This is a genomic window from Streptomyces sp. NPDC101227, from assembly GCF_044767545.1.
Classification (GTDB): Bacteria; Actinomycetota; Actinomycetes; order Streptomycetales; family Streptomycetaceae; genus Streptomyces.
Genome location: NZ_JBIWOD010000021.1, coordinates 130,999 through 157,904 on the forward strand (window position 1 = coordinate 130,999; position 26,906 = coordinate 157,904).

The window sequence follows — 26,906 nt, forward strand, 5'->3', positions numbered from 1 at the left end:
GAGAGTCCTGTTCCGTCCGGTAATCCGTTGTGCGCCCTGGGCGCTGCTGCGGCCGAGCCTACGCTCGGCAACGCCGCAAGGCCCGGCCTGTCGCCGCAACGGCCGGTAACGGTGCGTCGGGGAAGCGGACCGCCCGGCCGGTGAACCCGTATCCGCCGCTGGGGAGTTGGGGGCGCGGGCGCCCCGCCGCCCGGACGGGTCCGAGGGGCTCGATGGGCCCCTTCGGAGTGGTCGGGGAATCCCTAGGGGGTGGGCGAACGGATCCCGTAGGGGTGACGGGTGCCCCTTGCGGGCCTCAACGTCGGGCGCGGGGAGGGTATTCCCGCGTCGGTCGCGCGATCCGGTCCCCGGCCGGGTGGGGCCGCCCGCGCCGCATCGGCCGCGCCGGCCGAGCGCCCGATCCCGCCGCGCCGACTGCTCCTCGCCCGCGCCGTACCGCCTCGCCCGCGCCGGCCGTCGTCACCCGAGGGCGAGCACCACCAGCGCCGTCAGCCCCGCGCTCTCCGCGAGCGCGCCGAAGACATCCCCGGTCACTCCGCCGAACCGCCGCCGGCAGTGCCGCAGCAGCAGTTCGCCGGCCCCGAGCCCGACCGGCACCGCCAGCCCGGCGTGCAGCGCGCCGTACGCGTCGAAGCCGTACGCGCCGAACAGGCCACCCGCCGCCGCGGACAGGGCGGTGACCAGCGCGGCGCACAGCAGCGCGGCGCGCACCGGGACGGTGCCCGCGACCGCCGCGCCCAGCCCCTCCGGCCGGGCTGCGGGCACGCCCGTACGGGAGGCGAGGGTCAGCGCGCACCGGGCCGTGACGCCCGCGACCGCCGCCGCCACCGCGCCCTGCGCCCAGCCCCGCGCGTACAGCCCGTCCAGCACGGCCACTTGGGCCAGCAGGGTGAACAGCAGCGTGATGACCCCGAACGGGCCGATGTCGGACTGCTTCATGATGCGCAGCGCGTCCTCGGCGGGCCGGCCGCTGCCCAGGCCGTCGGCGGTGTCGGCGAGGCCGTCCAGATGCAGGCCGCGGGTGAGCGCGGCGGGTACCGCGGCGGTGCCGACCGCGGCGAGCAGCGGGCCGCCGCCGAGCAGGAGCAGCGCCCCGCCGAGCGCGGCCGCGGCGAGGGAGACGACCAGCCCGGCCAGCGGCGCGCAGAGCATCCCGCCGCGGGCGGTCTCCCGGTCCCAGCGGGTGAGGCGCACCGGGAGCGCGGTCAGCGTCCCGAACGCGAAGCGCAGGGTGTCGGCGGGGGCGGGGCGGCCGGGGGTGTCGCTCATCGCGGCAGGCTATCCCGGCCGCTCCGCGCCCCGGAGGCGTCGAATTCACCCGCAAACCCCGTAAATTGCCCTTACGTGACAAAGGGGAGCGTGGGATGGGTCACTGGTGGTACCGCAACATCGTCGAGCCGGGGAAGTTCCCGCTGCTGCTCGCCCTCGCCTCCTTCGTCCTGACCTTCCTGGTGACCCGGGCCATCACCCGGCTCATCCGCGCGGGCAAGGGCCCGTTCCGCAACATCGCGCCCGGCGGGGTGCACGTCCATCACGTCGTGCCCGGCGTCGTCCTGATGGTCGTCGGCGGCTTCATCGCCCTCGCGGGCGGCCACCGCGGCTTCGGCTCCGGCGTCGCCGCGGTGCTCTTCGGCATGGGCGTCGGGCTGGTCCTGGACGAGTTCGCGCTGATCCTCCACCTGGACGACGTGTACTGGACCGAGGAGGGCACCAAGAGCGTCGAGATCGTCATCCTCACCGTCGCCCTGGTCGCCCTGATCCTCGCCGGCTTCCTGCCGTTCGGCGTCAATGAGCTCAGCCCCGACGAGGCCCAGGACCGCTTCCAGGTCGTGAGGACCGTGGGCATCAACTTCCTCTTCGCGGTGATCGCCCTGGTCAAGGGCAAGGGCCGGCTCGCCGTCATCGGCGTCTTCGTGCCCTTCGTCGCGCTGTTCGGTGCCGTCCGGCTGGCCCGCCCCAACTCGCCCTGGGCCAGACGCCTTTACCGCAACCGCCCCAAGGCGCGGGCCCGCGCCACGATCCGCGCCTACCGCCACGACCGCCGCTGGTCGGCCCTGCGCCGCAAGGCCGAGCACCTCATCGGCGGCGCCCCCAGCCACTGACGCGCGAGGCGCCGCGCGGGATGCCCGGCTGCCACACCTCCCACACCGCGCACAGCACCAGCACCGCCAGCACCGCCGCGATGTGCTCCTTGCCCGCCAGGTTGCTCTTGATGAAGAGCACCTCGAAGACCATGGCGGCCACCACCAGGCCGCAGGTGAACCAGGCCCGGTAGCGCCAGCTGACGAAGATCGCCAGGCCCACCACCGCCGCCGAGGGGCCGGTGTCGATGACGTACTTGTCCGCGTCCGGCAGCCCGATCGGCGAGTCCGGCCCGATCCACAGGCCGATCCGCGCGTACATCGTCCCGGCGAGCGTGGCCAGGTAGGCGACCGCGAACATCACCCGCCAGCCCACACAGATCTCCGCGAGCCCGAAGACGACCAGAATCTGCGCCAGCGCGCCCCACACCGGCAGATCCAGCGCCGGTACGAACAGCGACAGGGGAGTGCGCAGCAGCGCCAGCCACAGATGCTCATAGGCCTGCACGGACCCGATGTTCTGGATCGGGCGGTAGCCCCAGGGCTGGTTCTGTACGACCTGGAAGACCAGCGTCACACACACCGCGGTGAGCGTCACCGGGATCGCCTGCAGCTTCTTCGCGGCCAGCGCGGACCAGCCGGTCCGCAGCAACGGGCCCCACTCGGCACGCGCGGCGCGGCGCAGAGCCGGCTCGGTCATCTGTGGTTCTCCAGGTACGTGCGGTGCGGCCGTTGCGGCGGACCGGGGTCGAGCCGGAGGTACCGGGTGTCGGCCCTCTTGTCGATGAGCATGTACCGCAGTTCGCCTATAGGGCGGTATTTCGCCTGAGCGAGGGAGCGATTTGATCTGCCACCACCGGGAGGAGAAGCCGAACGGCGCGCGCTACCGGCGCGGCGCCGGGCCCGCGTCGAGCCGCGTGCCATCTGCGTAGACGGAGCGGAACACCGCGAAGTTGAGCGGGCGGCGAGTGATCTTCACCGCTTTCGGCCGAGTCCGGCCCGCCCCCCGTCGCGTACAGCGGGTGGCCGATACCGGCCGCGTACGGCGGACGCCGGAGATCCGCCGCGTACCGCGACTCAGTCGCGAACCGGAAGCTCCGCCGCCAGGGCCGCGGCCGCCTGCACCAGCGGCAGCGCCAGCAGCGCCCCCGTCCCCTCGCCCGCCGTGACGCCGTGGTCGAGCAGCGGGGTGAGCGCGATCCGGTCCAGGGCCTTGGCCTGCGCCGGCTCGCCGCTGGCCTGCCCGGCGATCCACCAGTCCGGTCCCCGGAACGCCACCCGCTGCGCCACCAGCGCACAGGCCGCCGAGACCACCCCGTCCAGGATCACCGGCGTCCGGCGCACCGCGCTCTGCAGCAGAAAACCGGTCATCGCCGTCAGATCCGCGCCGCCGACCGCCGCCAGCAGCTCCAGCTGGTCGCCGAGCACCGGCCGGGCCCGCCGCAACGCGTCGCGGATCGCCGCGCACTTGCGCATCCACGCCAGATCGTCGATACCGGCGCCGCCCCGCCCGGTGACCACCGAGGCGTCCGTACCGCACAGCGCGGCGATCAGCGTGCTCGCGGCCGTCGTGCCACCGACGCTCAGATCGCCCAGCACCACCACATCGGTCCCGGCGTCCGCCTCCTCGTCCGCGATCGCCATCCCGGCCCGGAACGCCGCCTCGGCCTCCTCGGCGCTCAGCGCGTCCTCGATGTCGATCCGCCCCGAACCGCGCCGCACCCGGTGCCGGGAGACCTCCTCCGGCAGCTCCTCCGGATCGCAGTCCACCGCCATGTCGACCACCCGCAGCTGCGCCCCGGCGGCCCGCGCCAGCACCGCGGCCGGGCTCGAACCGTCCAGCACGGCCCGTACGAGATCCCTGGTGCCACCGGCCGGACGGGCCGACACCCCCAGCTCCGCCACCCCGTGATCGCCCGCGAACAGCAGCACCCGCGGCCGCTCGACGGGCCGCACTGGCACCTGCTGCTGCGCCGCGGCCAGCCATTCGCCCAGCTCGTCGAGCCGGCCCAGGGCCCCCGGGCGCACGGCCAGCCGCGCCCGCCGCTCCTCGGCATCACGGCGCGCACCGCCGTCCGGCCGCTCGATCAGGTGGGCGAAGTCATCGAGGTTCAGGGCACTCATTCGGCGCAGATTACCGTCAAGTCCGTGCTGACGCGGCACGGTGCCGGGAACGGGCGTCGGCGAACCGCACCTCGCACACCAGCGGCGCCGGCAGCCGCCCGAAACGCCCCCGGCGCACCGGCACCTCCCGCACCGCCACGATCCCCGGATGCGCGCTCGCCACCCGCGGCAACTGCGCCCGGTCCAGCCCCCAGCGCAGCGGACCGGGCGACCGCACGCCGGACCACGCGGCGCCCCGCCGGGCGAGCGCGGCCACCCGGCGGACGGGGGTACCTCCCACGCCCTTCAGGCGTGGGGGAGCGTCAAAGACCAGCGCCCCGTCCGGGAACCGCTCCGCGCACGCCGCCAGCAGCGCCCGCACCGCCGCCGGCGACAGCCGCGTCAGCACCCCGGGCGCCGTGACGATCACCCCCAGATCCGGGTCCCGCACCGCGTCCAGCCAGCTGTGATCACCGGCGGCGCGGGCGAGCGTACGGCGCCGGGGACCGTCCGGGAGCAGCATCCACCGCACCGCCGCGGTCTCCGGGGGCTGCACCGTCAGCCAGTTCAGCCGCCCGTTGTCCAGCCGCCAGAAGCCGGTCCCCAGCCCCTCGCCGAGCGCGACCACCGTCGCCTCCGGGCGCACCCTCACATAGGCCCGTACGACCGCGTCGAAAGCCCCCCGCACACCGGCCTCGCCCGGCTCGGATCCGTTCACGCCCCCAAGAGCACCCGCCGCCGCGCCCCCAGGCAAGCGGACACGGGCCGCGCGGGCCCCGCGTCATCCGCGCAGCGCAAGCGCCTGCCCCGCGACGACCAGCAGCACCTGCTCACACTCCGCGCCGAACGCGGCGTTCAGCCGCCCCAGTTCGTCCCGGAACCGACGGCCCGCCGCGGTGGCCGGTACGACCCCGGAGCCCACCTCGTTGCTGACCGCCACCACCGGACGACGCGTCGCCCGCACCGCCGTGACCAGCGCATCGACCCGCTCCCGCAGTGCCCGCCGGCCGCTCGTCTCCCACGTCTCGTCGTCCCACGCCCCGACGTCGTCCATGACGTGCGTCAGCCACAGCGCCAGACAGTCGATGAGCAGCGGCGAGAGATCGCCCGGCCCGGCCGTCCCGTCGCCCGCCGCCTCCTCGCCCGCCGCCGCGCCCTCCAGCAGCGGCACCAGATCGCAGGTCTCCACGGTGCGCCAGCTCGCCGGGCGCCGCTCACGGTGCAGCCAGATCCGCTCCGCCCACTCCGTATCGCCCTCCCGCGTCCCCCCGGTCGCCACGTACAGCACGTCCGGGAACGACGTCAGCCGCCGCTCCGCCTCCGCCGACTTCCCGCTGCGCGCCCCGCCCAGCACCAGCGTGCGGCGCGGCAGATCCGGCACCGCGTGATACTCGCCGACCACCAGCGTCCCGCCGTCCGGCACGGTGCGCGCGCCCGCCGCCGCCAGCCGGCGGTGCAGCTCGGGCCCCGGCGGCGCACCGTGGTCGATGTGCACCGCCACCACATCCGTCGCCGCGTCCACCGCCCCGCGCGCCCGCAGCCGCGCCAGCCCGTCCGGCCGCTCCAGGACGTCCAGGAGCACCATGTCGTACGGGCCGCCCCCGCCGTTCCCGTGGCCGTGCCCGTTGTCCAGCCCCGCCGGCGCCCCGCCCGGCGGCAGATACAGCAGCCGCTCGCCCGCGGTACCGGTGATCTCGTACCCCGTGCCGGGGATGTCCACGGCGAGGGCCTTCACCCGGTGCCCGTCCAGCAGCGCCAGCTCCCGCCCGTCCGCGACCCGGCCCGGCGTCGGCAGCCCGGCCGGCACCTCCAGCGTGGGCCCGTCGTGCGGATGTGAGAGCAGCACCTGGCGCACCCCGGCCAGCGATTTGCCCGCCCGGGCGGCCGCGAAGGCGGGGCCCGGCGTCAGATCGATGAGCAGCACGCCGTCGACGAGCAGCGCGGTGGCCGCCCGCGCCTCGTCGCCGATGGCGACCGCACAGGCGGCACACGGGCAGTCGGGGCGCGGCAGGCCCTGGGGGGCGCCGGTACCGAGGAGAGTCAGTTCCACTCGGCGATTTTCTCGCGTCCGGCCGCGCTCAGCGCGCGGGGGACCTCTGACACGGCCATTCCCGTCCGACCGGGTGGGCCCGGGCAGGCGCCGTTGGTGGTCTCTCCCCGTGGTCGGGAGGCCTTCTCGACACTGCCGTTAGGCTGCGGATCAGCACGGAAGCACGACACGGCGGGGGCGTGACCTAGGGCCGTCCGCCGTGGCAGGGACACGTACTCGGTGGGACCCAGGAGGCGGACATGGCGTGGACGTGGCGGTTTGAGAAGACGGACGGCACCGAGGCGACGCCTGCCGTGGAACCCGAGGAGTTCACCACGCAGGGGGACGCGGAGTCCTGGGTCGGCGAGGAGTGGAAGGCGCTGCTCGACGGCGGCGTCGACCAGGTCCGGCTCTTCGAGGACGGCACGGAGATCTACGCGGGCCCGATGAGCCTGCACGCCGACGAAGGCTGAGCGAGGGGCGCCGCGGCGCCCGCCCGCCTCGCGGCCGGCGGGCGCTCCGCGCCCCGTCCGGCCGCCGGCCCGCCGCGCTACGGCCGCTGGCCCCGCTTGACCTGCGGCTTGGGCAGCCGCAGCCGCCGCATCTGCAGGGTGCGCATGATCGCGTACGCCTTGACGCCCTTGAGGTTCTCCTTGGGGAAGCGCTCGTTGAGCACCTTGCCCAGGCGGAACCAGACGACGACCGAGTCCAGCACGATGAGCACGATGATCACGAGCCAGAGCAGCAGCGCGATGTTCTGGATCCCCGGCTGCCGGATCATGGTGAGCACCAGGATGATCACGGCCATCGGCAGGAAGAACTCCGCGACGCACCAGCGCGAGTCGATGTAGTCACGGGCGAACCGGCGCACCGGTCCCTTGTCGCGCACCGGCAGATAGCGCTCATCGCCGCTGGCCATGGCCTCGCGCTGGCGGGCCATGTCCACGCGCCGGGCCTCACGCTGAGCCTTCGCCGCGTCCTTGCGGTTGCTGGGCGTCTGCGCGCGGGACCGGCGCTGCGACTGGGCGTCGTTGCGCTTCGGCGTCGGGCGACCCTTGGGGGCCTGCGGGTCGCGGGGCTGCTGGGGCTGGTCCGCGTTCGCCTTGGCGGTCGCGGCCTGCTGATCGTTCGAACGGCTTCGGAACACACTGCCAGGGTACGTGCTGCCCGGGTGTGGGCCAGGGCCGGACGGGGAACGATCCCGCAACGGCATGACCGGCACGGCACAGCCGGCGCGGTGCGGACGAGCGGCCCGGACGGCCCGTCCGGGCCCGCCCTACTCCCTGGGCGGGAGAAGACGGTCTTCCTGATCGTCCTGGAGGAGGAGCGCATCCGGGCCCGAACAGTGCGGTAATGGAACCAAGGCCCGTACTGTGGGGTCTGTAGATGTGCTGGAGCCAATGCCCGATGTAACTCGGTCAGAAGGGGGCGCGCGAGGCCCATGAGCGATGGTGTCATGAAGCGGATGGGAATGATCTTCCGCGCGAAGGCCAACAAGGCCCTGGACCGGGCCGAAGACCCGCGCGAAACCCTCGACTACTCGTACCAGAAGCAGCTGGAGCTGCTCCAGAAGGTGCGCCGTGGAGTCGCCGACGTGGCGACCTCCCGCAAGCGCCTGGAGCTGCAGCTCAACCAGCTCCAGGGCCAGTCCTCCAAGCTGGAGGACCAGGGCCGCAAGGCGCTGGCGCTGGGCCGGGAGGACCTCGCCCGCGAGGCGCTCTCCCGCCGTGCCGCGCTGCAGCAGCAGGTCACCGACCTGGAGACGCAGCATCAGACGCTGCAGAGCGAGGAGGAGAAGCTCACCCTCGCCTCCCAGCGGCTGCAGGCCAAGGTCGATGCCTTCCGTACGAAGAAGGAGACGATCAAGGCCACCTACACCGCGGCCCAGGCGCAGACCCGGATCGGCGAGGCCTTCTCCGGCATCTCCGAGGAGATGGGCGATGTGGGCATGGCCATCCAGCGGGCGGAGGACAAGACCGCGCAGCTGCAGGCCAGGGCCGGTGCCATCGATGAGCTGATGGCCTCCGGCGCGCTGGACGACCCGTCCGGCATGGCCAAGGACGACATCGCCGCCGAGCTGGACCGCCTCTCCGGCGGCACGGACGTCGAGCTGGAGCTGCAGCGGATGAAGGCCGAGCTGGCGGGCGGCTCGTCGGCCGGCCAGCAGGCCATCGAGAGCGGCCAGGGCGGTCAGGGCCGGCCCGCGCCGCAGCAGGACCAGCCGCGTTTCGACAAGCAGTGACGGTCGGCGGCGGTTAGCCTCGCAGAGATCGTCGGGACCGGACCAAGGGAGACCGTCGTGATCGTACGGATCATGGGGGAGGGTCAGGTGAAGCTGGACGACAGCCACTTCATCGAGCTCAACAAACTGGACGACGAGCTGCTCGAAGAGATGGAGAGCGGCGACGAGACGGGCTTCCGGCGCACCCTCGGCGCCCTGCTGGACGCGGTCCGCCGCCTGGGATCGCCGATGCCCGACGACTCCCTGCAGCCGTCCGAACTGATCCTGCCGTCCCAGGATTCGACGCTCGACGAGGTACGGGAGATGCTCAGCGACGACGGCCTCATCCCCGGCTGACCGTCTCCCTGCCGCTCCACTCCAGCGCATACGGCACACAGCGCCCCGGCCCCCAGGTGGGACCGGGGCGCTACCGTTTCCTCTTGTGACCTCCCTCGACGCCGCTCCGGACACCACGCCGGCGCCCGCACCGGATGCCGCGCCCGACGCCGTGCCGGACGCCCGCCGCGCCGGGCGCTTCCAGTGGCACCGGACGCATCCGCTCGCGTTCGACGCCGCCCTGGCCACGGTGTTCTTCGCGGCGACGCTGTGCGGCGCGGTGATCGATCCGCACGGCCCGCACGGCCCCCGGTTCGGCGTCCGCGAGCTGTCCGTCACCACCGTCGTACTGGCCGGGCTCGCCTGCACCGCCCTGGTCGCGCGCCGCCGCTTTCCGCGGTCGGTCCTGGCCGCCACCGGCGCGCTGACCGTCGTCGAGCTGCTCGCCCGCACCGACGATCCCCGCGCCCCCGTCGCCTTCTCCGCCGTCCTCGCGCTCTACACCGTCGCCTCCCGCACGGACCGGCCCACCACCTGGCGGGTCGGCGCGCTGACCATCGTCGTGCTCACCGCCGCCGCGATGCTCTTCGGCGAGCACCCCTGGTACGCCCAGCAGAACGTCGCGATCTTCGCCTGGACGGGCATGGCCGCGGCCGCCGGCGACGCCGTACGCAGCCGCCGGGCGTATGTCGACGCCATCCGCGAGCGCGCCGAACGGGCCGAGCGCACCCGCGAGGAGGAGGCCCGCCGCCGGGTCGCCGAGGAACGCATGCGCATCGCCCGTGAGCTGCACGACGTCGTCGCCCACCACATCGCGCTGGTCAACGTCCAGGCCGGGGTCGCCTCGCATGTCATGGACAACCGCCCCGACCAGGCCAAGCAGGCCCTCGCCCATGTCCGCGAGGCGTCCCGCTCCGCCCTGGACGAACTGCGCGCCACCGTCGGCCTGCTGCGCCAGTCCGACGACCCCAAGGCGCCCACCGAACCCGCCCCCGGCCTGGGCGTCCTGGACCAGCTCGTCGAGGGCTTCGTCCGCGCCGGCCTCCCCGTCGACCTCGAGATCCCGCCCGCGCCGCAGTCCCTGCCCGCCTCCGTCGACCTCACCGCCTACCGCGTGGTCCAGGAGGCGCTGACCAACGTCCACAAGCACGCCGGCGACGGAGCCCGCGCCACCGTACGCATCATCCGCTCCGAGGCCGCGCTGACGGTGACCGTCCAGGACGACGGCGGCCGGGCGGACGGCCCCCCGCCGCAGCGGTCGGACGAAGCGGCGGAGAGCGGCGGCGGCCACGGCCTGATCGGCATGCGCGAGCGGGTCTTCGCGCTGCGCGGCACGGTCGTCACCGGCCCCCGCGCCACCGGCGGCTTCCAGGTACGGGCCACCCTTCCGCTGCACACCACCCGCCCGGGGGAGACGTCATGACCATCAAGGTGCTGCTCGCCGACGACCAGATGCTGCTGCGCAGCGCGTTCCGGATACTCGTCGACTCCGAGCCCGACATGCAGGTGGTCGCCGAGGCCTCCGACGGCGCCCAGGCGTACGAGCTGACCCGCACCAGCGGCGCCGATGTCGTCCTGATGGACATCCGCATGCCCGGCGTGGACGGCCTCGCCGCCACCCGCCTGATCAGCCAGGACCCGGAGCTCACCGACGTCAAGGTGGTCATCCTCACGACGTTCGAGGTCGACGACTACGTGGTGCAGTCGCTGCGGGCCGGCGCCAGCGGCTTCCTCGGCAAGGGCGCCGAGCCGGACGACATGCTCAACGCCATCCGTATCGCGGCCGCCGGGGAGGCGCTGCTCTCGCCCGTCGCGACCAAGGGTCTGATCGCCAAGTTCCTTGCGCAGGGCGGCAGTTCGGACGAGGAGGGCGGGCCGGGCGGCCGCGGCGCCGAGCGGCTGGCGACGCTCACCGGCCGCGAGCGCGAGGTGCTGATCCTGGTGGCCGGCGGTCTGTCCAACGACGAGATCGCCGAGCGGCTGGCCGTCAGCCCGCTGACGGTCAAGACGCACGTCAACCGTGCGATGGCCAAGCTCCGCGCCCGCGACCGGGCCCAGCTGGTGGTCATCGCCTACGAATCGGGACTGGTCCGCCCGCGGATGCAGTGAGCCCGTACGGGTGCGCCGCGGCCCATACGCCCAGGGGTGCAGGGCAGGTGGAGCCGGCCGTACTCCGAACGCGGTACGGCCGGGGCCCGGAAACCGACCTGCGAGCGAGGAAAACCGGCCTGGGCATGGCGGAAAGTGTAGGTGGGCCTGTGCAGGCCCCGCCGACTTTCCGGACTTTTCTGAACAGAAGAGAGACCCTCACCCATGTCCTGGCTGTCCCGACTCAGCCTCGTACAACGGGGCCTGATAGCGCTGATGTCGATCGTCGCGATCGCCTTCGGCGCCATCGCGATCCCGCAGCTCAAGCAGCAGCTCCTGCCCTCCATCGACCTTCCGATGGTGTCCGTGGTGGCGCCGTATCAGGGTGCCTCGCCCGATGTCGTCGAGAAGCAGGTGATCGAGCCGCTCGAGGACGGCATCCAGGCGGTCGACGGCATCAAGGGCGTCACCTCGACCTCGAGCGAGGGCTCGGGCGTCATCATGGCGCAGTTCGACTACGGCAATGACTCCAAGACGCTGGTCGCCGACGTCCAGCAGGCGGTCAACCGCGCCCGCGCGAAGCTGCCCAAGGACGTCGACCCGCAGGTCGTGGCCGGCGGCACGGACGACCTGCCCACCGTCGTCCTCGCCGTCTCCTCCGACACCAAGGACCAGCAGACCCTCGCCGACCAGCTGAACCGCAGCGTCGTCCCGGGCCTGAAGAACATCGACGGCGTCGGCCAGGTCAGCGTCAGCGGTGTCACGGACCGGATCGTGGCGGTCACCCCCGACGACAAGAAGCTCGCCGCAGCCGGACTGAACGCCGCCGCGCTCGGCCAGGCGCTGGACGCGGGCGGGGCGTCGGTCCCGGCGGGCTCCTTCTCCGAGAACGGCAAGAGCAAGACCGTCCAGGTCGGCGCGGGCTACACCTCCGTCAAGCAGATCCAGGACCTGACGATCGCGCCGACGGCGGGCGCGGGCGGTGCGGGGGCCGGTGCTCCCGGCGCCGGCGCGGCCAAGCCCGTCCGCCTCGGTGACGTCGCCACCGTCAAGGAGCAGTCGGCCACCCCGACCTCGATCACCCGCACCAACGGCAAGCCCAGCCTCGCCGTCACCATGACGATGGCCCAGGACGGCAGCGCCGTCGCCATCTCCGACGCGGTCAAGGACAAGCTCCCCAAGATCCGTCAGGATCTCGGCAAGGGCGCCGACGTCACGGTCTCCTTCGACCAGGGCCCGGCGGTCTCCAAGTCCATCGAGTCGCTCACGACCGAGGGTCTGCTCGGCCTGGTCATGGCCGTGATCGTCATCCTCCTCTTCCTGCTCAGCCTGCGCTCGACGCTGGTCACCGCGGTCTCCATACCGCTGTCCGTCGTCATCACGCTGATAGTCCTGTGGACGGGTGACCTCTCCCTCAACATGCTCACCCTCGGCGCGCTGACCATCGCGATCGGCCGCGTCGTCGACGACTCGATCGTCGTCCTGGAGAACATCAAGCGGCACCTGGGCTACGGCGAGGAGCGCCGCGAGGCCATCCTCACCGCCGTCAAGGAGGTCTCCGGAGCGATCACGTCCTCCACCCTCACCACCGTCGCGGTCTTCCTCCCGATCGGTGTGGTCGGCGGCATGGTGGGCGCCCTCTTCGGCTCCTTCTCCATCACCGTCACGGTCGCCCTCCTCTCCTCCCTGATCGTCTCGCTCACGGTCGTGCCGGTGCTGTCGTACTGGTTCCTGCGCGCCCCGAAGATCGCCGAGGGCACCACCCCCGACGAGCTCCGCCGCAAGGCCGAGGAGAAGGAGAGCCGCAGTCCCCTCCAGCGCCTCTACGTCCCGGTCCTGCGCTTCGCCACCCGCCGCCGGTTCACGAGCCTGCTCATCGCCGTCGTCATCCTCATCGGCACCTTCGGCATGGGCCCGCTGCTGAAGACCAACTTCTTCGACCAGGGCGACCAGGACACCCTGAGCATCAAGCAGGAGCTCAAGCCCGGTACGAGCCTGGGCGCCTCCAACGCGCAGGCCAAGAAGGTCGAAAAGCTCCTCGCCGACACGGACGGCATCGCGGACTACCAGGTCAGCGTCGGCTCCGCCGGCATGATGGCGGCCTTCAGCGGCGGCAGCGGCGCCAACGAGGCGTCGTACCAGGTCAAGCTCGAGAACTCCGAGGACTCCGCCAAGGTCACCGACGATCTGCGGGCCGGCCTCGACAAGCTCGGCGCGTCCATCGGCGAGACCACCGTCACCGCGGGCGGCGGCGGCTTCGGCAACCAGGACCTGAGCGTGGTCGTCAAGGCCGGCGACGCCGATGTCCTGAAGAAGGCGAGCGAGCAGGTCCGTAAGGCCGTCGCCTCGCTCGACAACGTCACCGACGTCCAGAGCGACCTCGCCCAGAGCGTGCCGCGGATCTCCGTGACGCCCAACGCCAAGGCGGCGGCGGCCGGTTACAACCAGGCCACCCTCGGCGGCGTGGTCGCCCAGGCCGTCCGGGGCACCACCAGCCAGAGCAAGGCCATCCTGGACGACACCGAGCGCGATGTCGTGATCAAGTCGGCCCACCCGGCCACCACCGAGGCCCAGCTGAAGAACCTCGCCGTCCCGACCCCGTCGGGCATGGTCAAGCTCGGCACCATCGCCACCGTCAAGACGGTCCCCGGCCCGGTCCAGATGACCCGCATCGACGGCGCCCGCTCGGCGACCATCAGCGCCAAGCCGACCGGCGACAACACCGGCGCGGTCAGCACCAAGCTCCAGTCCAAGATCAACGACCTGAAGCTGCCGGACGGCGCCACGGCCACCATCGGCGGCGTCTCCCAGGACCAGACCGACGCCTTCTCGTCCCTGGGCCTGGCCATGCTCGCGGCCATCGCCATCGTCTTCATGCTGCTGGTGGGCACCTTCAAGTCCATCGTCCAGCCGCTGATCCTCCTCATCTCCATCCCGTTCGCGGCAACGGGCGCGATCGGCCTGCTGGTCGCCACCGGCACCCCGCTGGGCGTCCCGGCGATGATCGGCATGCTGATGCTGATCGGCATCGTGGTCACCAACGCCATCGTGCTGATCGACCTGATCAACCAGTACCGCTCGCAGGGCTACTCCGTCGTCGACGCCGTCATCGAGGGCGGCCGGCACCGTCTGCGCCCCATCCTGATGACGGCCCTGGCCACGATCATGGCGCTGCTCCCGATGGCGCTGTCGATCACCGGCGACGGCGGCTTCATATCCCAGCCGCTCGCGGTGGTCGTGATCGGCGGCCTGATCACCTCCACCCTCCTGACCCTCCTCCTCGTCCCGACGCTCTACGCGATCATCGAACTCCGCAAGGAGCGCCGGGCGAAGAAGAAGGCAGCCAAGCGCGCCGAGAAGGACGGCGCGCCGACCGAGGAGGCCGAGCGCACTCCGGAGCCGGCGGGGGTGTGACCACCCCGATCCGCTGACTCCCTGACGAAAGCCCCCGCGGCCGTATCCCACGGCCGCGGGGGCTTTCGCCGTCGGCGGCCCCGGTGGCGCATGCGGCGGGAGGCCGGCGGTCATCTCCCGGGCCCCCACCCGTGTGTGACGGCCCATGAGGGTTCGGCGCGTCGCTCAGCGATTGCCGGATATTTCCCTATTAGCCTCTGATTACTGTACGAAGTCGATCAGTCGCTGATCGCATCTGTTCAATCACCGGAGATGACCATGAGCAAGCTTCACAGGGCTGCCGTCGTGGCCGCCGTCCTCGGCAGCGTCGCCCTCCTCGGCGCCGGCACCGCCTCCGCCGATGGCGGCAAGTACGGCGGCGGGAGGGGCGGCACGTCGTGGGACGTCAAGTCGGGCAGCTCGTGCCGGTCGCACGACCTGAACGTCGACGTCCTCGGCGAGGTCGGGGTCGCGAACGGCCTGCTGGCCAACGCGCTCAACGGCGAGGGCGCCGCCGGCTCCCAGTCGACCGCGATGGGCTCGAGCATGGGCTGCAACAACATGGTCGGCGGCGGCGGCGAGAAGTAAGCGAAAGGGGTCCCGGCTTCCTGGCCACAGGCCTGGCGCCGGGACCCTTTCTTTTGCTCAGCAGACCTCGTGAGGAGTGGGGTCACCCTTTTCCCCCGAGCACCCCCTCCGGCACAGGCCTACGACTCGGGCCCCCGGGACGCACCGGCCGCACCCGCCGCCGGCTCCAGCCGCAGCATCGCCGCCTCGTCCGCGCTGCCGGGCGGAGCCTGATAGACCACGAGCCGCTGTCCGCCCGTCCGGGCCAGCTGCATGACCTCGTACGAGAGTGTCATCGCGCCGACCTTCGGGTGCGCGAAATTCTTGGTGCCGCCGCCGCGCTCCCGCACGTCGTAGCGCTCCCACAGTCGCGCGAAGTCCGGTGACTTCAGCAGGAGTTCCCCCACCAGAGCGGCCAGCTGGGGCACGTCCGGGTCGGCGCCGCCGACCGCCCGCAGATGTGCCACCGACTGGGCGACGGTCTCCTCCCAGGGCACGTAGAGAGTGCGCCCCACGGGATGCAGGAACAGATACCGCGTGACATTGCGCTGCTCCGGCGGCCAGTCCCACAGACCGGGCATCAGGCGCCGTCCCGCCGGGTTGGCGGCCAGCATGTAACTGTGCGGGCTGACGACGTACGCGGGCAGCGGACGCAGCGCCTCCAGCATGTGCAGAACGGACTCGCGCACCGTCTGCTCCGTGGTCGGAAGCGGCTGCGTGAAGCGCCCCGAGGAGAGTTCGGCAAGGTCGTGCAGCCGCTCGTGGGCGTCTCCGCGCAGCCGCAGGGCGCGGCCGAGGGCGTCGATCACGGCCGGCGACGGGTTGGTCTCGCGCCCGCGCTCAAGTCGCGTGTAATAGTCCACGCTCACGCCCGCCAGCGTCGCCAACTCCTCGCGGCGCAGACCCGGTGTGCGACGGATCCCGGTGCCCGCGGGCAGCCCCGCTTCCTCGGGAGTGATCCGGGCCCGTCGCGCCCGAAGATATCTGCCCAGTTCCGTAGCCTCTGCCATTCCCTCATTGTCCCTGGTGGCCGCCGTGGGTGGGGGGCCGTGTCAGGGCCAGGAACGCGGCACCCCGGTGAACCACGGCCTGCCACCGCGCCGCCCGGCCGGACAGACTGGTCACCGTTGCGGGCGGCCCGGCCACCGCGGTCCCAGGGGGCGCATGTCGCCGGGCCGCGGACGCGGTGGACGGCGCCGCCCGCGCCTCGTCCCGCGCCCCGCAGGAGGTCCTCGTCCATGTCGTCCCCCACCGCAGTACGACCGCAACGGCCCGCGCCACCCGCGGCGCGCCCGCACGTGCCGTCGTCGCCGTCGGCCTCGTCCCCGGCCTCCTCCGTCGCGCTGATCGCCTCCCTTCTCGGCTTCACCGTCATCACCATCGACGTCTCCGCCGTCAACATCGCGCTGCCCGCCATCCGAAACTCCCTCCACGGCGGCATGGCCGGACTGCAGTGGGTCGTCGACGCCTACACGCTGATGTTCGCCGCGCTGATGCTCTCCGCCGGCGCCCTCGCCGACCGGGCCGGTGCGCGGCGCGCGTACGGCTGGGGAGTTGCCCTGTTCACCCTCGCCTCCCTCGGCTGCGCCCTCGCCCCCGGCATCGGCTCGCTCATCGCGGCGCGCGTCGTACAGGGCGGCGCGGCGGCGGTCGTCATGCCCGCCTCGCTCGCGCTGATACGGCAGGCCTACGACGACCCGCGCCGCCGCGCCCGCGCCATCGCGCTGTGGACGGTGGGCGGCTCCGTCGCCCTGGCGGCCGGACCGGTGCTCGGCGGCGTCCTCACGGAGGCGTGGGGCTGGCGCACCGTCTTCCTGCTGAACCTCCCGATAGGCGCCGTGATCCTGGCGCTCCTCGTGCGCACCGCCGCCTCCCCGCGCCGCCCCGCCCCCCTCGACCTGGCGGGACAGGCCACCGCCGTCCTCGCCCTCGCCGGCCTCGCGTACGGGGTGATCGAGGGCGGACACCTGGGCTGGACCTCCGTACCCGTCCTCGCCGCGTTCTCCGTCGCGATCGCCGCCGCCTTCGCCTTTTACGCCACCGAGAAGCGACACCGCGCGCCGATGGTCCCGCTCGGCATGCTGCGGCAGCGCCAGGTGGCCGTGCCCCTCGTGGCCGGCTTCGCCGCGAACGTCGGCTTCTACGGTGCGGTCTTCCTGCTCGGCCTCTACTACCAGCAGCTGCGCGGCATGACCGGCACGGCGGCGGGCCTGATGTTCGTCCCCCTGGCCGTCGTCACCACGGCGATGAACGTCGTCTCCCCGCGCCTGGCGGAACGTCTGGGCCGCCGCACGGTCATCCTGGTGGGTCAGGCGGTGATGGCCCTGGCGATGTTCGTCCTGCTCCCGCTGACGGCCCACACCCCGCTCTGGCTGGTCGTGATCCTCCTGATCCCCACGGGCATGGGCGGCGCGCTGGCCGTCCCCGCGCTCACCGCCCTGCTCATGGACGCCGTCCCCGGCCACCGCGTCGGCACGGCCTCCGGTCTGCTCAACGCCTTCCGCCAGACGGGCGGCGCCCTGGCCGTCGCGCTCTTCGGCGTGCTGCTCGCGGGCGACGGCACGGGCGAGGAATTCTCCCTCCCCGGCATGCACCAGAGCCTCCTCGCGGCGGGCCTCACGCTCTGCGTGACGACCGCACTGGCCGCCTGGCTCCTGCCGCGGGACCGAAGCTAGTGCGTGCCGGGCCGTGGCCAACCTGACGAGCGCAGGCCAGCAGGTGCCAACGTGCCGCGAGAAGCATCGAGTTGGTGCCGCGAAGGGTGGCACCCGGCTGCGGGTCCGCGCCGGCGGACGACAACGAGGAGAGGTCGCTCGCCGAGGCGGAGACCGTACTCGACGGCAAGACCTGCCGCCGCGCCTGCCGTCAGCAGATCTACCCGTGACGAGGGTCGGATCCACCCGTGACGAGGGTCGGATCCACCCGTAACGACCGTGGGGCGCCCCTCCCGAAGAAGGGGCGCCCCGCGGCGTCCGTCGGCTTGCCTGCGGCAACTACGGCAGCGCCAGCATCCGCTCCAGCGCCAGTTTCGCGAAGCTCTCGGTCTCCTTGTCGACCTCGATCCGGTTGACCACCTTGCCGGCGGCCAGCGACTCCAGGGTCCACACCAGGTGGGGGAGGTCGATGCGGTTCATGGTCGAGCAGAAGCAGACCGTCTTGTCGAGGAAGACGATCTCCTTGTCCTCCGCGGCGAAGCGGTTGGCGAGGCGGCGGACCAGGTTCAGTTCCGTACCGATGGCCCACTTCGAGCCGCGCGGGGCCGCCTCGAGGGCCTTGATGATGTATTCCGTCGAGCCGACGTAGTCCGCCGCGGCCACGACCTCGTGCTTGCACTCGGGGTGGACGAGGACGTTCACGCCGGGTATGCGGGCGCGGACGTCGTTGACGGAGTCCAGCGAGAAGCGGCCGTGGACGGAGCAGTGCCCGCGCCACAGGATCATCTTCGCGGCCCGCAGCTGCTCGGCGGTCAGACCGCCGTTCGGCTTGTGGGGGTTGTAGAGCACACAGTCGTCCAGCGACATGCCCATGTCGCGGACGGCGGTGTTACGGCCCAGGTGCTGGTCGGGCAGGAAGAGGACCTTTGTTGTGCCGGGCTCGCCCTGCTCGAAGGCCCAGTCCAGGGCGCGCTTGGCGTTGGAGGAGGTGCAGATCGTGCCGCCGTGCTTGCCGGTGAAGGCCTTGATGTCGGCGGAGGAGTTCATGTACGAGACGGGGACCACCTGGTCGGCGACGCCCGCCTCGGTCAGCACGTCCCAGCACTCGGCGACCTGCTCCGCCGTCGCCATATCGGCCATGGAGCAGCCGGCGGCGAGGTCGGGGAGGATGACCTGCTGGTCGTCGCCGGTGAGGATGTCGGCCGACTCGGCCATGAAGTGGACGCCGCAGAAGACGATGTACTCCGCGTCCGGACGGGCGGCCGCGTCCCGCGCGAGCTTGAAGGAGTCGCCGGTCACATCGGCGAACTCGATGACCTCGTCGCGCTGGTAGTGGTGCCCCAGGACGAAGACCCTGTCGCCGAGCTTCTCCTTGGCGGCGCGGGCGCGCTCGACGAGGTCGGGGTCGGACGGGGCCGGCAGGTCGCCGGGACACTCCACGCCGCGCTCGCTCTTCGGGTCGGCCTCCCGGCCGAGGAGGAGCAGCGCCAGCGGGGTCGGCTGGACGTCCAGGGGCTGGGCGGTGGTCACGACACGCACCCTCTCTTCTTCGCAGACAGCTCTTAGGCAGCCGCCCTCTCGGACGGACTGCCTTTTCGTCTATTTGACGCTATCTATCATAACCGCTTCACGTCACTTTGACGATGGCCATTGTGTCGATGTGACGCATCCGCCTTCCCCTTGCGTTTTACGGCGGCGTCCCCTTCCCGTTGCCGCTCCGCCCCCCTCCCGCTACGGCTCCGCCCCTTTCCCGCGAGGGCTCCGCGCCCTTCCCGCGAGGGCTCCGCGCCCTTCCCGCGACGGCTCCGCGCCCTCCTTGCTGGGGCTTCGCCCCTCCCGCCTCTCCGTGTGACCAGGCAGCCACCTGAGTACGCCCGGTCATGTGCGAGCATGAAGAACGAAGGCCAAGGACAAGTTGGGCGCTGCCGGAATAGATCCGGGGGTCCTTCGGTTGCAGCCGAGGGCAAGCGGTCCGTACAACCCGGGAGAGATGTAGATGAGCGTTCAGGACGAGAAGACCACCGTCAGCGACGGCATCATCCTGTCCGACGCGGCCGCGTCGAAGGTCAAGAGCCTGCTGGAGCAGGAAGGCCGGGACGACCTCGCGCTGCGGGTGGCGGTCCAGCCCGGCGGCTGCTCCGGACTGCGCTACCAGCTCTTCTTCGACGAGCGCTCGCTCGACGGCGATGTGGTCAAGGACTTCGACGGCGTCAAGGTCGTCACCGACCGGATGAGTGCCCCCTACCTCGGCGGCGCCTCCATCGACTTCGTCGACACCATCGAGAAGCAGGGCTTCACGATCGACAACCCGAACGCCACGGGCTCCTGCGCCTGCGGCGACTCCTTCAGCTGAGCTGCGGAGCGGCGGGTACGAAGGCGGCGCGCCCCCTGGTGGGGGAGCGCCGCCTTCGGCGTTCCCGGGCGGCGGCCCTCGGCGCGGCCCGCCGGCCGGGGATGACACGATGGGGCAATGGCGAAGGATCATGAAATTTCCGCGCCGGCCGCCGGTGCGCCCGCGGCCGGGCCCTGGCCCGGCGGGGGGCCGGTCCACGGCGACCTGCTCGCCGCGAAGACGCTGGTCTACGACCCGAGCGGGTTCGCCTGCTCCCCTCCGCAGCCCGAGGCGGAGAGCGCCGAATACGGGGCGTACGCCTTCACCCTGGACGGCCTTTCGGTGAGGTTCCGGGCGGCCAAGATCACCCCGACGAAGATCGGCCAGTTCGTCACGGTGTGGCAGCGGTCGGCGAGCGGGCCGATCCGGCCCTTCGACTCCGCCGACCCCGTCGATCTCTTCGTCATCAGCACCCGGGACGGCGGCCACTTCGGGCAGTTCGTCTTCTCGCGGGACGCGCTCCGCGAACGGGGCATCGTCTCGAGGGACGGCGCCGGCGGTAAGCGGGCCTTCCGCGTCTACCCGCCGTGGGTCACCACGGTGAACCGCCAGGCCCGCACCACGCAGCGGTGGCAGCTGGAGCACTTCCTGGGGATCAGCGGCACGGGCGGCACGGACGGCGCCTTCGACGCCACCCGCGCCCGGGCGCTCTACCGGCCGTAAAGCGGCGGCTGCGGGGCACCGCGCCCCACAGCCGCCGTTCTTGATCGCATTTCCCTCAGGCCATTCCCTCAGGCCCTGACCTGGCGCTACTGCTTCGGTACCGACCTGCCGGTCGAGACGTCGATCACCTTGCGGCCGTCCAGCGGCTTCTTCAGCGTCACCGACTTGGTGAACTGCTTGGCGATCTTCACGCAGATCTGGTGCGGCTTCTTGTCCCGGCCGACGACCTTGGTCTTCACCGTCGTGCCCGACTCCTCGGCGCTCACCGAGTAGACGCTGCACACGCCGCCCCAGAAGTGCACGGTCAGCTTCCGGCCGCCGCCGCTCACGTCGTACGACTCCAGCGCCATCACGCCGGGCTTCCCGGACGGGACCTCCGGCGTCCGGTCCTTGTGCGCCAGATACTTCGGGTTCACCGCGGGGGGCGCCACGATCGAGGTGGCGTCGGGGCCGTCATCGGCGCCCGGCTGCCGCACCCGGTACAGCCACGACGGCACCAGCGCCTGCCCGCCGTCCACGTACTCCACCGCGAGCCCGAAGACCGCGCCGGTCACCTCGGTCGGCCGCTGGCCCTTCGTCGGCGAGGGCTCGCACGGTGCGATCGGCTTGTGGCTCTTCTCCTCCGGAGGCGTCGAGGGGCAGGGGGCCGGGTTGCGGCCGCCGCCGGAATTCAGCCGGTCCAGGGTCTGGTCGGCGCTCATCACGGGATAGTCGGCGCCCTTGACCGGACGCGCCAACTGGCCGCTGCCGCCGACCACTTGACCGTCCGAGCCGACCTGGAGATCGCTCTGCCAGCCGTACGTCGGCAGCCCGCCGAACACCGGGTCCGCGGTCACGATCCGCACCGCGCCGGACAGCCCGCTCGCATCCAGCTTCGCGTCCTGCTGGCCGAGCGCCTTGAGCGCCGGCCGCACGGCCTGCTTGGCCTTCTCCGCCGAGACCGCGCCCTTGCCGCTTCCGTCGTCCTCGGTGGACGCTTCCCCGCCACCGCGGTACGAGGGGCAGCCGGGCCGGTTCGACGAGGTGCCCTTGTCGGGCAGCGCGCAGTTCGTCCCGCCCGGCGTGCCGTACTGCGAGTACGTCCACGCCCCCGAGCCGGTCTTGTTGACCTGGAGCACGGGGCTACGGGCATCCCGCGTCAGCCCGCCGACCTTCCAGGCATTGCCCTCCGACCGGACCTTTCCGGCCACATCCAGCGCCTTCGCCAGCCGTTCCACGGCCGCCTTGCCGATCTGCCCCTTCGGCCGGTACACCGGCGCCGAGTCCGGCCCGTCGGGCAGCTTCTTCACCGCCTTGTAGTGCGCGCCCTGCGGATTGGGCTCGCCGGCCGCGATCCCGCCGCCGGTGTAGCCGTCGAGGGCCAGCGGCGGCGGGTTGCCCTTGGCCGCGGCCCCGGTCGGGGCGTCCTTGTCGCCGGCCGCGGACGAGGCCCAGTACGCCGCGCCGCCCCCGGCGATCAGCACCGCTGCGGCCATCGAGGCGATCACGAGCCGGCTCGGCCGCCTGCGCGCTTCGGGCTCCGGGCTCTTCGGGGTCGCCCCGGTGTCCTCGTTGTCCTCGGTGTTCACCGCATCGCTCCTTCAGCTCCGCTGAACATCTGCCGTGCCATCCTCCAGGAAGCCGGAAGGCCGGCTTCCCTGAGGTCTGGACGTCGATGGGACGGAGCCGGGGCGCGGGTGGTTCCCTCCCCGGGCTACCCGGTCGCCGGTACGCCGGTCGCGGTCACTCAGTCGCCGTACTCGGACATCCCGTCGACGAGCGCGGCCGACTTCGCCGGGACGGAGACCCCGTGCAGATCCGATGCCTTGCCCGGCGCGGGGGCACCGGACCGCCGGGCCCGGAAGCGCGGCGCCATCCGCGCGCAGTCGCCGCGCAGCTGGTCGAGCGACTCAGGGTCGGCCGTGGCGGAGGCGGAATGTACCGCGGACGGTGTGACGGCGTTCACAGGCTTGGTCATAGGGGCACCGTACGCAGCCGCCTTCCGCGAAGAAAGACCTACTATTGGGTAGTTTCAGTATGTCCAATCGTCCGGGATGACCGGGTGGTACGGCGCTGTGCCCGGTAGCGTTGTCCTACGTCCGCCCGTCCCTCCGCCTTCCGCAGGAGCAGACCAGCCGTGCGTATCGCAGTCTCCGGCTCCATCGCCACCGACCATCTGATGACCTTCCCCGGCCGCTTCGCCGACCAGTTGGTCGCCGACCAGCTGCATACGGTCTCCCTCTCCTTCCTCGTCGACCAGCTCGACGTCCGCCGCGGCGGCGTCGCCCCCAACATCTGCTTCGGCATGGGCCAGCTCGGCATCCAGCCGATCCTGGTCGGTGCCGCGGGCAACGACTTCGAGGAGTACCGCGCCTGGCTCGACCGGCACGGTGTCGACACCCGCTCCGTACGCATCTCCGAGGTGCTGCACACCGCCCGCTTCGTGTGCACCACCGACGCCGACCACAACCAGATCGGCTCCTTCTACACCGGCGCCATGAGCGAGGCCCGGCTGATCGAGCTCCAGCACGTGGCCGAGCGGGTCGGCGGGCTGGACCTCGTCCTGATCGGCGCGGACGACCCCGAGGCGATGATCCGGCACACCGAGGAGTGCCGCAGCCGCGGTATCCCCTTCGCCGCCGACTTCTCCCAGCAGATCGCCCGGATGGACGGCGAGGGCATCCGCACCCTGATGGAGGGCGCGGCCTACCTCTTCTCCAACGAGTACGAGAAGGGCCTGATCGAGTCCAAGACCGGCTGGACCGCCGAGGAGATCCTCGCCAAGGTCGGCACCCGGGTCACCACCCTCGGCTCCAACGGCGTCCGCATCGAGCGGGTCGGCGAGCCCGCCATCGAGGTCGGCGTCCCCGAGGAGAAGGTCAAGGCCGACCCGACCGGCGTCGGCGACGCCTTCCGCGCCGGCTTCCTCTCCGGCCTCGCCTGGGGCGTCGGCCTGGAGCGCGCCGCGCAGATCGGCTGCATGCTGGCGACGCTGGTCATCGAGACCGTCGGCACCCAGGAGTACGAGCTGCACCGCAGCCACTTCATGGACCGCTTCACCAAGGCCTACGGCCACGACGCCGCGGCCGAGGTCCAGACGCACCTCGTCTGAGGACCTGAGCGGACGTCACACGGAGCGGCGGACCACATAGGCGACGCCTTGGTCCGCCGCTTCCTGCCCCACGTACTCCTGCTGCTGCGTCCAGCACCACGCCGGAATGTCCACGGCCGAGACCTCGTCGTCCGACAGCACGGTGACGGTGCCGCCCACCCGTACCCGGCCGATGGCCCTGCCCAGCTCGATGACCGGAACCGGGCAGCGCTCGCCGAGGGCGTCGACCACCAGCGCGGACTCCTCGGCCACGGATTCCCCCGCGCCGGCTGGCGCCGGCCTCTCCGTCGGCACCCCCAGCCGCTCCCGCACCGACCGCACCGTCCCCGGCAGCACCTCCAAAAACCGCTCCACATCCGCCTCGGGCGTCCCGTAGGGGAGCGATACCCGGACATTCCCCTCGGACAGCACGCCCATCGCGCGCAGCACATGGCTCGGCGTCAGGGTGCTGGACGTGCAGGAGGATCCGGACGACACCGAGAAGCCCGCGCGGTCGAGTTCCTGCAGCAGGATCTCTCCGTCGACATAGAGGCAGGAGAAGGTGACCAGGTGCGGGAGGCGGTGCTCCGGGTCGCCGACCACCTCCACATCGGGAACCAGCTCCGGTACGCGGGCACGAATCCGCTCCACCAGCCCCCGCAGCCGGGCCGCTTCGTCCCGTTCGGTCCCCGCCTCCACGCGCAGGGCCCGCAGCGCGGCGGCCGCGGCCACGATCGCCGGGAGATTGCCGAACCCGGGCGCGCGGCCCGACTCCCGCTCGTCCAGGGGCCCCTGGGGCGCGAAGCGCGTGCCCTTGCGGATGGCGAGCAGGCCGACGCCGGGCGGGCCGCCCCATTTGTGGGCGCTCGCCGCCATCAGCGACCAGGCCCCGGGCACCGGCCCCCAGGGCAGCGACTGTGCCGCGTCCACCAGGAGGGGCACCCCCGCCTCCTGGCAGAGCTCCGCTACCTCCTCGACCGGCTGTTCGGTTCCCACCTCGTGGTTGGCGGACTGCAGGCAGGCGAGCGCGGTGCCGGGCAGCAGCGCGGCACCGAAGTCCCCGGCCGCGATCCGGCCCGTACGGTCCACGCCCACTGCCGCCGCCGTGCCGCCGGCCGCCTCATGGACCTCGGCGGCGTGCAGTACGGAGGAGTGCTCGACGGCGGAGTGCAGCAGACGGCGGCCGACACGCCGACGGGCGGCCAGTGCCCCGAAAATCCCGGAATGTACCGCCTGCGTCCCCGAAGGGGTGAAAACCAGCTCGTCGGGGCGGCAGCCCACCGCCTCCGCCGCGGCCTCCCGCGCCGCGTCCAGCAGCAGCCGGGCCCGCCGGCCCTCCCGGTAGAGGCGGGCGGGGTCGGCCCACCCCTCGTCCAGAGAGGCGAGCAGGGCCTCCCGGGCGACGGGATGCAGCGGGGCGGCGGACGCGGCGTCGAAGTAGGGCACGTACGAGACGGTAGAACACCGGTCCCGGGCCCGGCGGGGGAACGGGCCGGGCGTGGAGTCGGGCACGCCGTCAGATGCCTGGTGGGAGGGGGCATTCGAGGGTCCGGAGGGGGGCCCGGGAGGGACACGCCCACCCCATCGGGGTGGCTCGCGGCGCGTTGGGCACCCTCCCCGCGCGACCCCAAATAGCGTCCAGTAGGGTTTGGTCCGCATAAACATCCAAACCCCTGCCCGACGCAGGGCGGCGACCGACCAGCGAGTAAGGCCGCAGCCGACCGCGCGGGCGAGACTCTCGGGAAGGCGCTACGTGAGTCCCAACGGCTCCGACCGCTCGTCGCGGCGCCCGATGCGGCGGAAGCTGCCGCAGGTGCTTGCTGCGGGCCTGGTCCTGGCGACCGCTACTGGTTGCACATATAAGGACTTCCCCCGCCTCGGCATGCCAACGCCCGTCACCGACGAGGCGCCGCGGATCCTCTCTCTTTGGCAGGGCTCCTGGGCCGCCGCCCTCGCAACGGGCGTGCTGGTCTGGGGCCTGATCATCTGGAGCGTGATCTTCCACCGCCGCAGCAGGACCAAGGTGGAGGTCCCCACACAGACGCGTTACAACATGCCCATCGAGGCGTTGTACACGATCGTCCCGTTCATCATCATCGCGGTGCTTTTCTACTTCACCGCGCGCGATGAGAGCGCAGTTCTGAAGACTTCCAAGAAGCCGGACCACGTCATCAACGTGGTGGGCTTCCAGTGGAGCTGGGCGTTCAACTACTTGGAGAACGTGGACGGCGACAAGTCGACCACGGGTATCAACTCCCCTGAACTCTCCGCCATCCCGGACAAGTGGAAGAAGTCCGCGCCGGCCGGCGCCGACGGCGTCTACGACACGGGCACCCCGGGTACGAAGAACCCGCAGACCGGCAACCCCGGCCCGACCCTGTGGCTGCCGAAGGGCGAGACCGTTCAGTTCGTCCTCACGTCGCGTGACGTCATCCACTCCTTCTGGGTGGTGCCGTTCCTGATGAAGCAGGACGTCATCCCGGGCCACACCAATGTCTTCGAGGTGACCCCCAACAAGGAGGGCACCTTCATGGGCAAGTGCGCCGAGCTCTGCGGCGTCGACCACTCCCGGATGCTCTTCAACGTCAAGGTCGTCTCTCCGGCTAAGTACCGGGAGCACCTGAAGGACCTGGCGAAGAAGGGCCAGACCGGATACCTGCCGTCGGGCATCAAGCAGACGGATCACGCCAGGAATGCGGAGACGAAGAACACGTGAGCATCCTCAACGAACCTCAGGGTGCCGCCGCCGATACGGCTCCGGCAGCACCGCCCGTACGCAAGAAGCAACCGGGTATCGCCGCGGTCAAGTGGCTCACGACCACTGACCACAAGACCATCGGCACGATGTACCTGGCAACGTCGTTCGCGTTCTTCTGCGTCGGCGGCCTGATGGCGCTGCTCATGCGCGCCGAGCTGGCCCGCCCCGGCGAGCAGATCATGACGAACGAGCAGTTCAACCAGGCGTTCACGATGCACGGCACGATCATGCTGCTGATGTTCGCGACGCCGCTGTTCGCCGGGTTCGCGAACTGGATCATGCCGCTGCAGATCGGCGCGCCCGACGTGGCGTTCCCGCGGCTGAACATGTTCGCGTACTGGCTGTACCTCTTCGGCTCGCTGATCGCGGTGGCCGGCTTCCTCACCCCGCAGGGTGCGGCCGACTTCGGCTGGTTCGCCTACTCCCCGCTGTCGGACGCGGTCCGCTCGCCGGGCGTCGGCGCCGATATGTGGATCATGGGTCTGGCCTTCTCCGGCTTCGGCACGATCCTCGGTTCGGTCAACTTCATCACCACGATCATCTGCATGCGT

At 71.9% G+C, this 26,906-nt stretch carries 26 protein-coding genes; 15 read left to right on the plus strand and 11 right to left on the minus strand.

Features of this window, described 5'->3' with window-relative positions:
- Nucleotides 1-459 precede the first annotated feature (459 nt).
- Nucleotides 460-1,269 carry an adenosylcobinamide-GDP ribazoletransferase gene (locus ACIRPT_RS34920; RefSeq protein ID WP_403834701.1) on the minus strand — a complete coding sequence of 270 codons (810 nt, stop codon included), beginning with the start codon at nt 1,267-1,269 and terminating at the stop codon, nt 460-462.
- Between the two features lie 95 nt (nt 1,270-1,364).
- Here ACIRPT_RS34920 and ACIRPT_RS34925 point away from each other — a divergent pair, with 95 nt between their 5' ends.
- Entirely contained in the window at nt 1,365-2,102 is a 738-nt protein-coding gene (locus ACIRPT_RS34925; RefSeq protein WP_403834704.1) for a hypothetical protein, read from the plus strand.
- Here the strand turns inward: ACIRPT_RS34925 and ACIRPT_RS34930 are convergent.
- The 4 genes from ACIRPT_RS34930 to ACIRPT_RS34945 all read right to left on the minus strand — a co-directional run bounded on the left by ACIRPT_RS34930 (nt 2,077) and on the right by ACIRPT_RS34945 (nt 6,234).
- Nucleotides 2,077-2,781, minus strand: a complete 705-nt coding sequence (locus tag ACIRPT_RS34930; RefSeq protein ID WP_403834707.1) for a hypothetical protein — start codon at nt 2,779-2,781, stop codon at nt 2,077-2,079. The genes ACIRPT_RS34925 and ACIRPT_RS34930 overlap by 26 nt on opposite strands.
- A 377-nt stretch (nt 2,782-3,158) precedes the next feature.
- A complete protein-coding gene (cobT, locus tag ACIRPT_RS34935) occupies nt 3,159-4,205 on the minus strand; it encodes a nicotinate-nucleotide--dimethylbenzimidazole phosphoribosyltransferase (RefSeq protein WP_403834709.1) in 1,047 nt (348 codons plus the stop codon).
- Between the two features lie 16 nt (nt 4,206-4,221).
- A complete protein-coding gene (locus tag ACIRPT_RS34940; RefSeq protein WP_403834712.1) occupies nt 4,222-4,902 on the minus strand; it encodes a class I SAM-dependent methyltransferase in 681 nt (226 codons plus the stop codon).
- 63 nt (nt 4,903-4,965) lie between these two features.
- Nucleotides 4,966-6,234: a bifunctional adenosylcobinamide kinase/adenosylcobinamide-phosphate guanylyltransferase gene (locus ACIRPT_RS34945; protein ID WP_403834715.1), complete on the minus strand. Its 1,269-nt coding sequence runs from the start codon at nt 6,232-6,234 to the stop codon at nt 4,966-4,968.
- A gap of 239 nt (nt 6,235-6,473) precedes the next feature.
- Between ACIRPT_RS34945 and ACIRPT_RS34950 the strand changes: the two genes are divergently transcribed.
- On the plus strand, nt 6,474-6,686 hold the full coding sequence (locus ACIRPT_RS34950; RefSeq protein ID WP_403509565.1) for a hypothetical protein: 213 nt from the start codon (nt 6,474-6,476) through the stop codon (nt 6,684-6,686).
- Nucleotides 6,687-6,763: 77 nt separating this feature from the next.
- Here the strand turns inward: ACIRPT_RS34950 and ACIRPT_RS34955 are convergent, their stop codons facing one another.
- On the minus strand, nt 6,764-7,360 hold the full coding sequence (locus tag ACIRPT_RS34955) for a DUF3043 domain-containing protein (protein WP_403509568.1): 597 nt from the start codon (nt 7,358-7,360) through the stop codon (nt 6,764-6,766).
- A 294-nt stretch (nt 7,361-7,654) separates the two neighbouring features.
- Here ACIRPT_RS34955 and ACIRPT_RS34960 point away from each other — a divergent pair, with 294 nt between their 5' ends.
- From ACIRPT_RS34960 to ACIRPT_RS34985, 6 genes are all read left to right on the plus strand, one after another.
- Entirely contained in the window at nt 7,655-8,455 is an 801-nt protein-coding gene (locus ACIRPT_RS34960; protein WP_403509571.1) for a PspA/IM30 family protein, read from the plus strand.
- Nucleotides 8,456-8,512: 57 nt separating this feature from the next.
- On the plus strand, nt 8,513-8,791 hold the full coding sequence (locus ACIRPT_RS34965) for a hypothetical protein (RefSeq protein WP_403509574.1): 279 nt from the start codon (nt 8,513-8,515) through the stop codon (nt 8,789-8,791).
- Nucleotides 8,792-8,942: 151 nt separating this feature from the next.
- Nucleotides 8,943-10,193 (plus strand): sensor histidine kinase, encoded by a 1,251-nt coding sequence (locus ACIRPT_RS34970; protein ID WP_403834758.1) that lies wholly within the window; start codon nt 8,943-8,945, stop codon nt 10,191-10,193.
- Entirely contained in the window at nt 10,190-10,879 is a 690-nt protein-coding gene (locus ACIRPT_RS34975) for a response regulator (protein WP_403509577.1), read from the plus strand. The genes ACIRPT_RS34970 and ACIRPT_RS34975 overlap by 4 nt, the downstream gene beginning before the upstream one ends.
- A 204-nt stretch (nt 10,880-11,083) precedes the next feature.
- Nucleotides 11,084-14,272 (plus strand): efflux RND transporter permease subunit, encoded by a 3,189-nt coding sequence (locus tag ACIRPT_RS34980; RefSeq protein ID WP_403834719.1) that lies wholly within the window; start codon nt 11,084-11,086, stop codon nt 14,270-14,272.
- Between the two features lie 258 nt (nt 14,273-14,530).
- A complete protein-coding gene (locus tag ACIRPT_RS34985) occupies nt 14,531-14,839 on the plus strand; it encodes a hypothetical protein (RefSeq protein ID WP_403509582.1) in 309 nt (102 codons plus the stop codon).
- A 119-nt stretch (nt 14,840-14,958) separates the two neighbouring features.
- On the opposite strand, the gene ACIRPT_RS34990 is transcribed toward ACIRPT_RS34985, so the two are convergent.
- Nucleotides 14,959-15,828, minus strand: a complete 870-nt coding sequence (locus ACIRPT_RS34990; RefSeq protein WP_403834722.1) for a helix-turn-helix transcriptional regulator — start codon at nt 15,826-15,828, stop codon at nt 14,959-14,961.
- A gap of 228 nt (nt 15,829-16,056) precedes the next feature.
- On the opposite strand from ACIRPT_RS34990, the gene ACIRPT_RS34995 reads away from it, so the two are divergent.
- Entirely contained in the window at nt 16,057-17,493 is a 1,437-nt protein-coding gene (locus ACIRPT_RS34995; protein ID WP_403834724.1) for an MFS transporter, read from the plus strand.
- Between the two features lie 74 nt (nt 17,494-17,567).
- A complete protein-coding gene (locus ACIRPT_RS35000) occupies nt 17,568-17,702 on the plus strand; it encodes a hypothetical protein (RefSeq protein ID WP_403834727.1) in 135 nt (44 codons plus the stop codon).
- Nucleotides 17,703-17,811: 109 nt separating this feature from the next.
- Here the strand turns inward: ACIRPT_RS35000 and nadA are convergent, their stop codons facing one another.
- Nucleotides 17,812-19,011 (minus strand): quinolinate synthase NadA, encoded by a 1,200-nt coding sequence (nadA, locus tag ACIRPT_RS35005; RefSeq protein ID WP_403509592.1) that lies wholly within the window; start codon nt 19,009-19,011, stop codon nt 17,812-17,814.
- A gap of 457 nt (nt 19,012-19,468) precedes the next feature.
- Here nadA and erpA point away from each other — a divergent pair, with 457 nt between their 5' ends.
- Complete coding sequence (gene erpA / locus ACIRPT_RS35010) at nt 19,469-19,825, plus strand: iron-sulfur cluster insertion protein ErpA (protein WP_030070025.1); 357 nt, start codon at nt 19,469-19,471, stop codon at nt 19,823-19,825.
- A gap of 117 nt (nt 19,826-19,942) precedes the next feature.
- Nucleotides 19,943-20,527 (plus strand): MepB family protein, encoded by a 585-nt coding sequence (locus ACIRPT_RS35015; protein ID WP_403834731.1) that lies wholly within the window; start codon nt 19,943-19,945, stop codon nt 20,525-20,527.
- A gap of 86 nt (nt 20,528-20,613) precedes the next feature.
- Here ACIRPT_RS35015 and ACIRPT_RS35020 read toward each other — a convergent pair whose 3' ends face one another.
- Nucleotides 20,614-22,095, minus strand: coding sequence for a hypothetical protein (locus ACIRPT_RS35020; protein WP_403509597.1), 1,482 nt, complete (start codon nt 22,093-22,095; stop codon nt 20,614-20,616).
- 158 nt (nt 22,096-22,253) lie between these two features.
- Nucleotides 22,254-22,484 carry a hypothetical protein gene (locus tag ACIRPT_RS35025; protein WP_403509600.1) on the minus strand — a complete coding sequence of 77 codons (231 nt, stop codon included), beginning with the start codon at nt 22,482-22,484 and terminating at the stop codon, nt 22,254-22,256.
- Nucleotides 22,485-22,643: 159 nt separating this feature from the next.
- On the opposite strand from ACIRPT_RS35025, the gene ACIRPT_RS35030 reads away from it, so the two are divergent.
- On the plus strand, nt 22,644-23,618 hold the full coding sequence (locus tag ACIRPT_RS35030; protein ID WP_403834734.1) for a carbohydrate kinase family protein: 975 nt from the start codon (nt 22,644-22,646) through the stop codon (nt 23,616-23,618).
- A 15-nt stretch (nt 23,619-23,633) separates the two neighbouring features.
- On the opposite strand, the gene ACIRPT_RS35035 is transcribed toward ACIRPT_RS35030, so the two are convergent.
- The gene (locus ACIRPT_RS35035) at nt 23,634-25,043 is read right to left on the minus strand and encodes a cysteine desulfurase/sulfurtransferase TusA family protein (RefSeq protein ID WP_403834737.1); all 1,410 of its coding nucleotides are present in this window, start codon (nt 25,041-25,043) and stop codon (nt 23,634-23,636) included.
- Between the two features lie 307 nt (nt 25,044-25,350).
- Here ACIRPT_RS35035 and coxB point away from each other — a divergent pair, with 307 nt between their 5' ends.
- Together coxB and ACIRPT_RS35045 are read left to right on the plus strand one after the other, a co-directional pair.
- A complete protein-coding gene (gene coxB, locus ACIRPT_RS35040) occupies nt 25,351-26,313 on the plus strand; it encodes a cytochrome c oxidase subunit II (protein WP_403834740.1) in 963 nt (320 codons plus the stop codon).
- The coding region (locus ACIRPT_RS35045; protein ID WP_403834743.1) for a cbb3-type cytochrome c oxidase subunit I at nt 26,310-26,906 on the plus strand (597 nt) is incomplete at its 3' end. The genes coxB and ACIRPT_RS35045, both read left to right, overlap by 4 nt.

Bases quoted from the DNA above. Each gene is read 5' to 3' on its own strand.
- ACIRPT_RS34920 (WP_403834701.1), bottom strand. From the start codon at position 1,269: ATGAGCGACACCCCCGGCCGCCCCGCCCCCGCCGACACCCTGCGCTTC.
- ACIRPT_RS34925 (WP_403834704.1), top strand. From the start codon at position 1,365: ATGGGTCACTGGTGGTACCGCAACATCGTCGAGCCGGGGAAGTTCCCG.
- ACIRPT_RS34930 (WP_403834707.1), bottom strand. From the start codon at position 2,781: ATGACCGAGCCGGCTCTGCGCCGCGCCGCGCGTGCCGAGTGGGGCCCG.
- cobT (WP_403834709.1), bottom strand. From the start codon at position 4,205: ATGAGTGCCCTGAACCTCGATGACTTCGCCCACCTGATCGAGCGGCCG.
- ACIRPT_RS34950 (WP_403509565.1), top strand. From the start codon at position 6,474: ATGGCGTGGACGTGGCGGTTTGAGAAGACGGACGGCACCGAGGCGACG.
- ACIRPT_RS34960 (WP_403509571.1), top strand. From the start codon at position 7,655: ATGAGCGATGGTGTCATGAAGCGGATGGGAATGATCTTCCGCGCGAAG.
- ACIRPT_RS34975 (WP_403509577.1), top strand. From the start codon at position 10,190: ATGACCATCAAGGTGCTGCTCGCCGACGACCAGATGCTGCTGCGCAGC.
- ACIRPT_RS34980 (WP_403834719.1), top strand. From the start codon at position 11,084: ATGTCCTGGCTGTCCCGACTCAGCCTCGTACAACGGGGCCTGATAGCG.
- ACIRPT_RS34985 (WP_403509582.1), top strand. From the start codon at position 14,531: ATGAGCAAGCTTCACAGGGCTGCCGTCGTGGCCGCCGTCCTCGGCAGC.
- ACIRPT_RS34990 (WP_403834722.1), bottom strand. From the start codon at position 15,828: ATGGCAGAGGCTACGGAACTGGGCAGATATCTTCGGGCGCGACGGGCC.
- ACIRPT_RS34995 (WP_403834724.1), top strand. From the start codon at position 16,057: ATGTCGTCCCCCACCGCAGTACGACCGCAACGGCCCGCGCCACCCGCG.
- erpA (WP_030070025.1), top strand. From the start codon at position 19,469: ATGAGCGTTCAGGACGAGAAGACCACCGTCAGCGACGGCATCATCCTG.
- ACIRPT_RS35015 (WP_403834731.1), top strand. From the start codon at position 19,943: ATGGCGAAGGATCATGAAATTTCCGCGCCGGCCGCCGGTGCGCCCGCG.
- ACIRPT_RS35025 (WP_403509600.1), bottom strand. From the start codon at position 22,484: ATGACCAAGCCTGTGAACGCCGTCACACCGTCCGCGGTACATTCCGCC.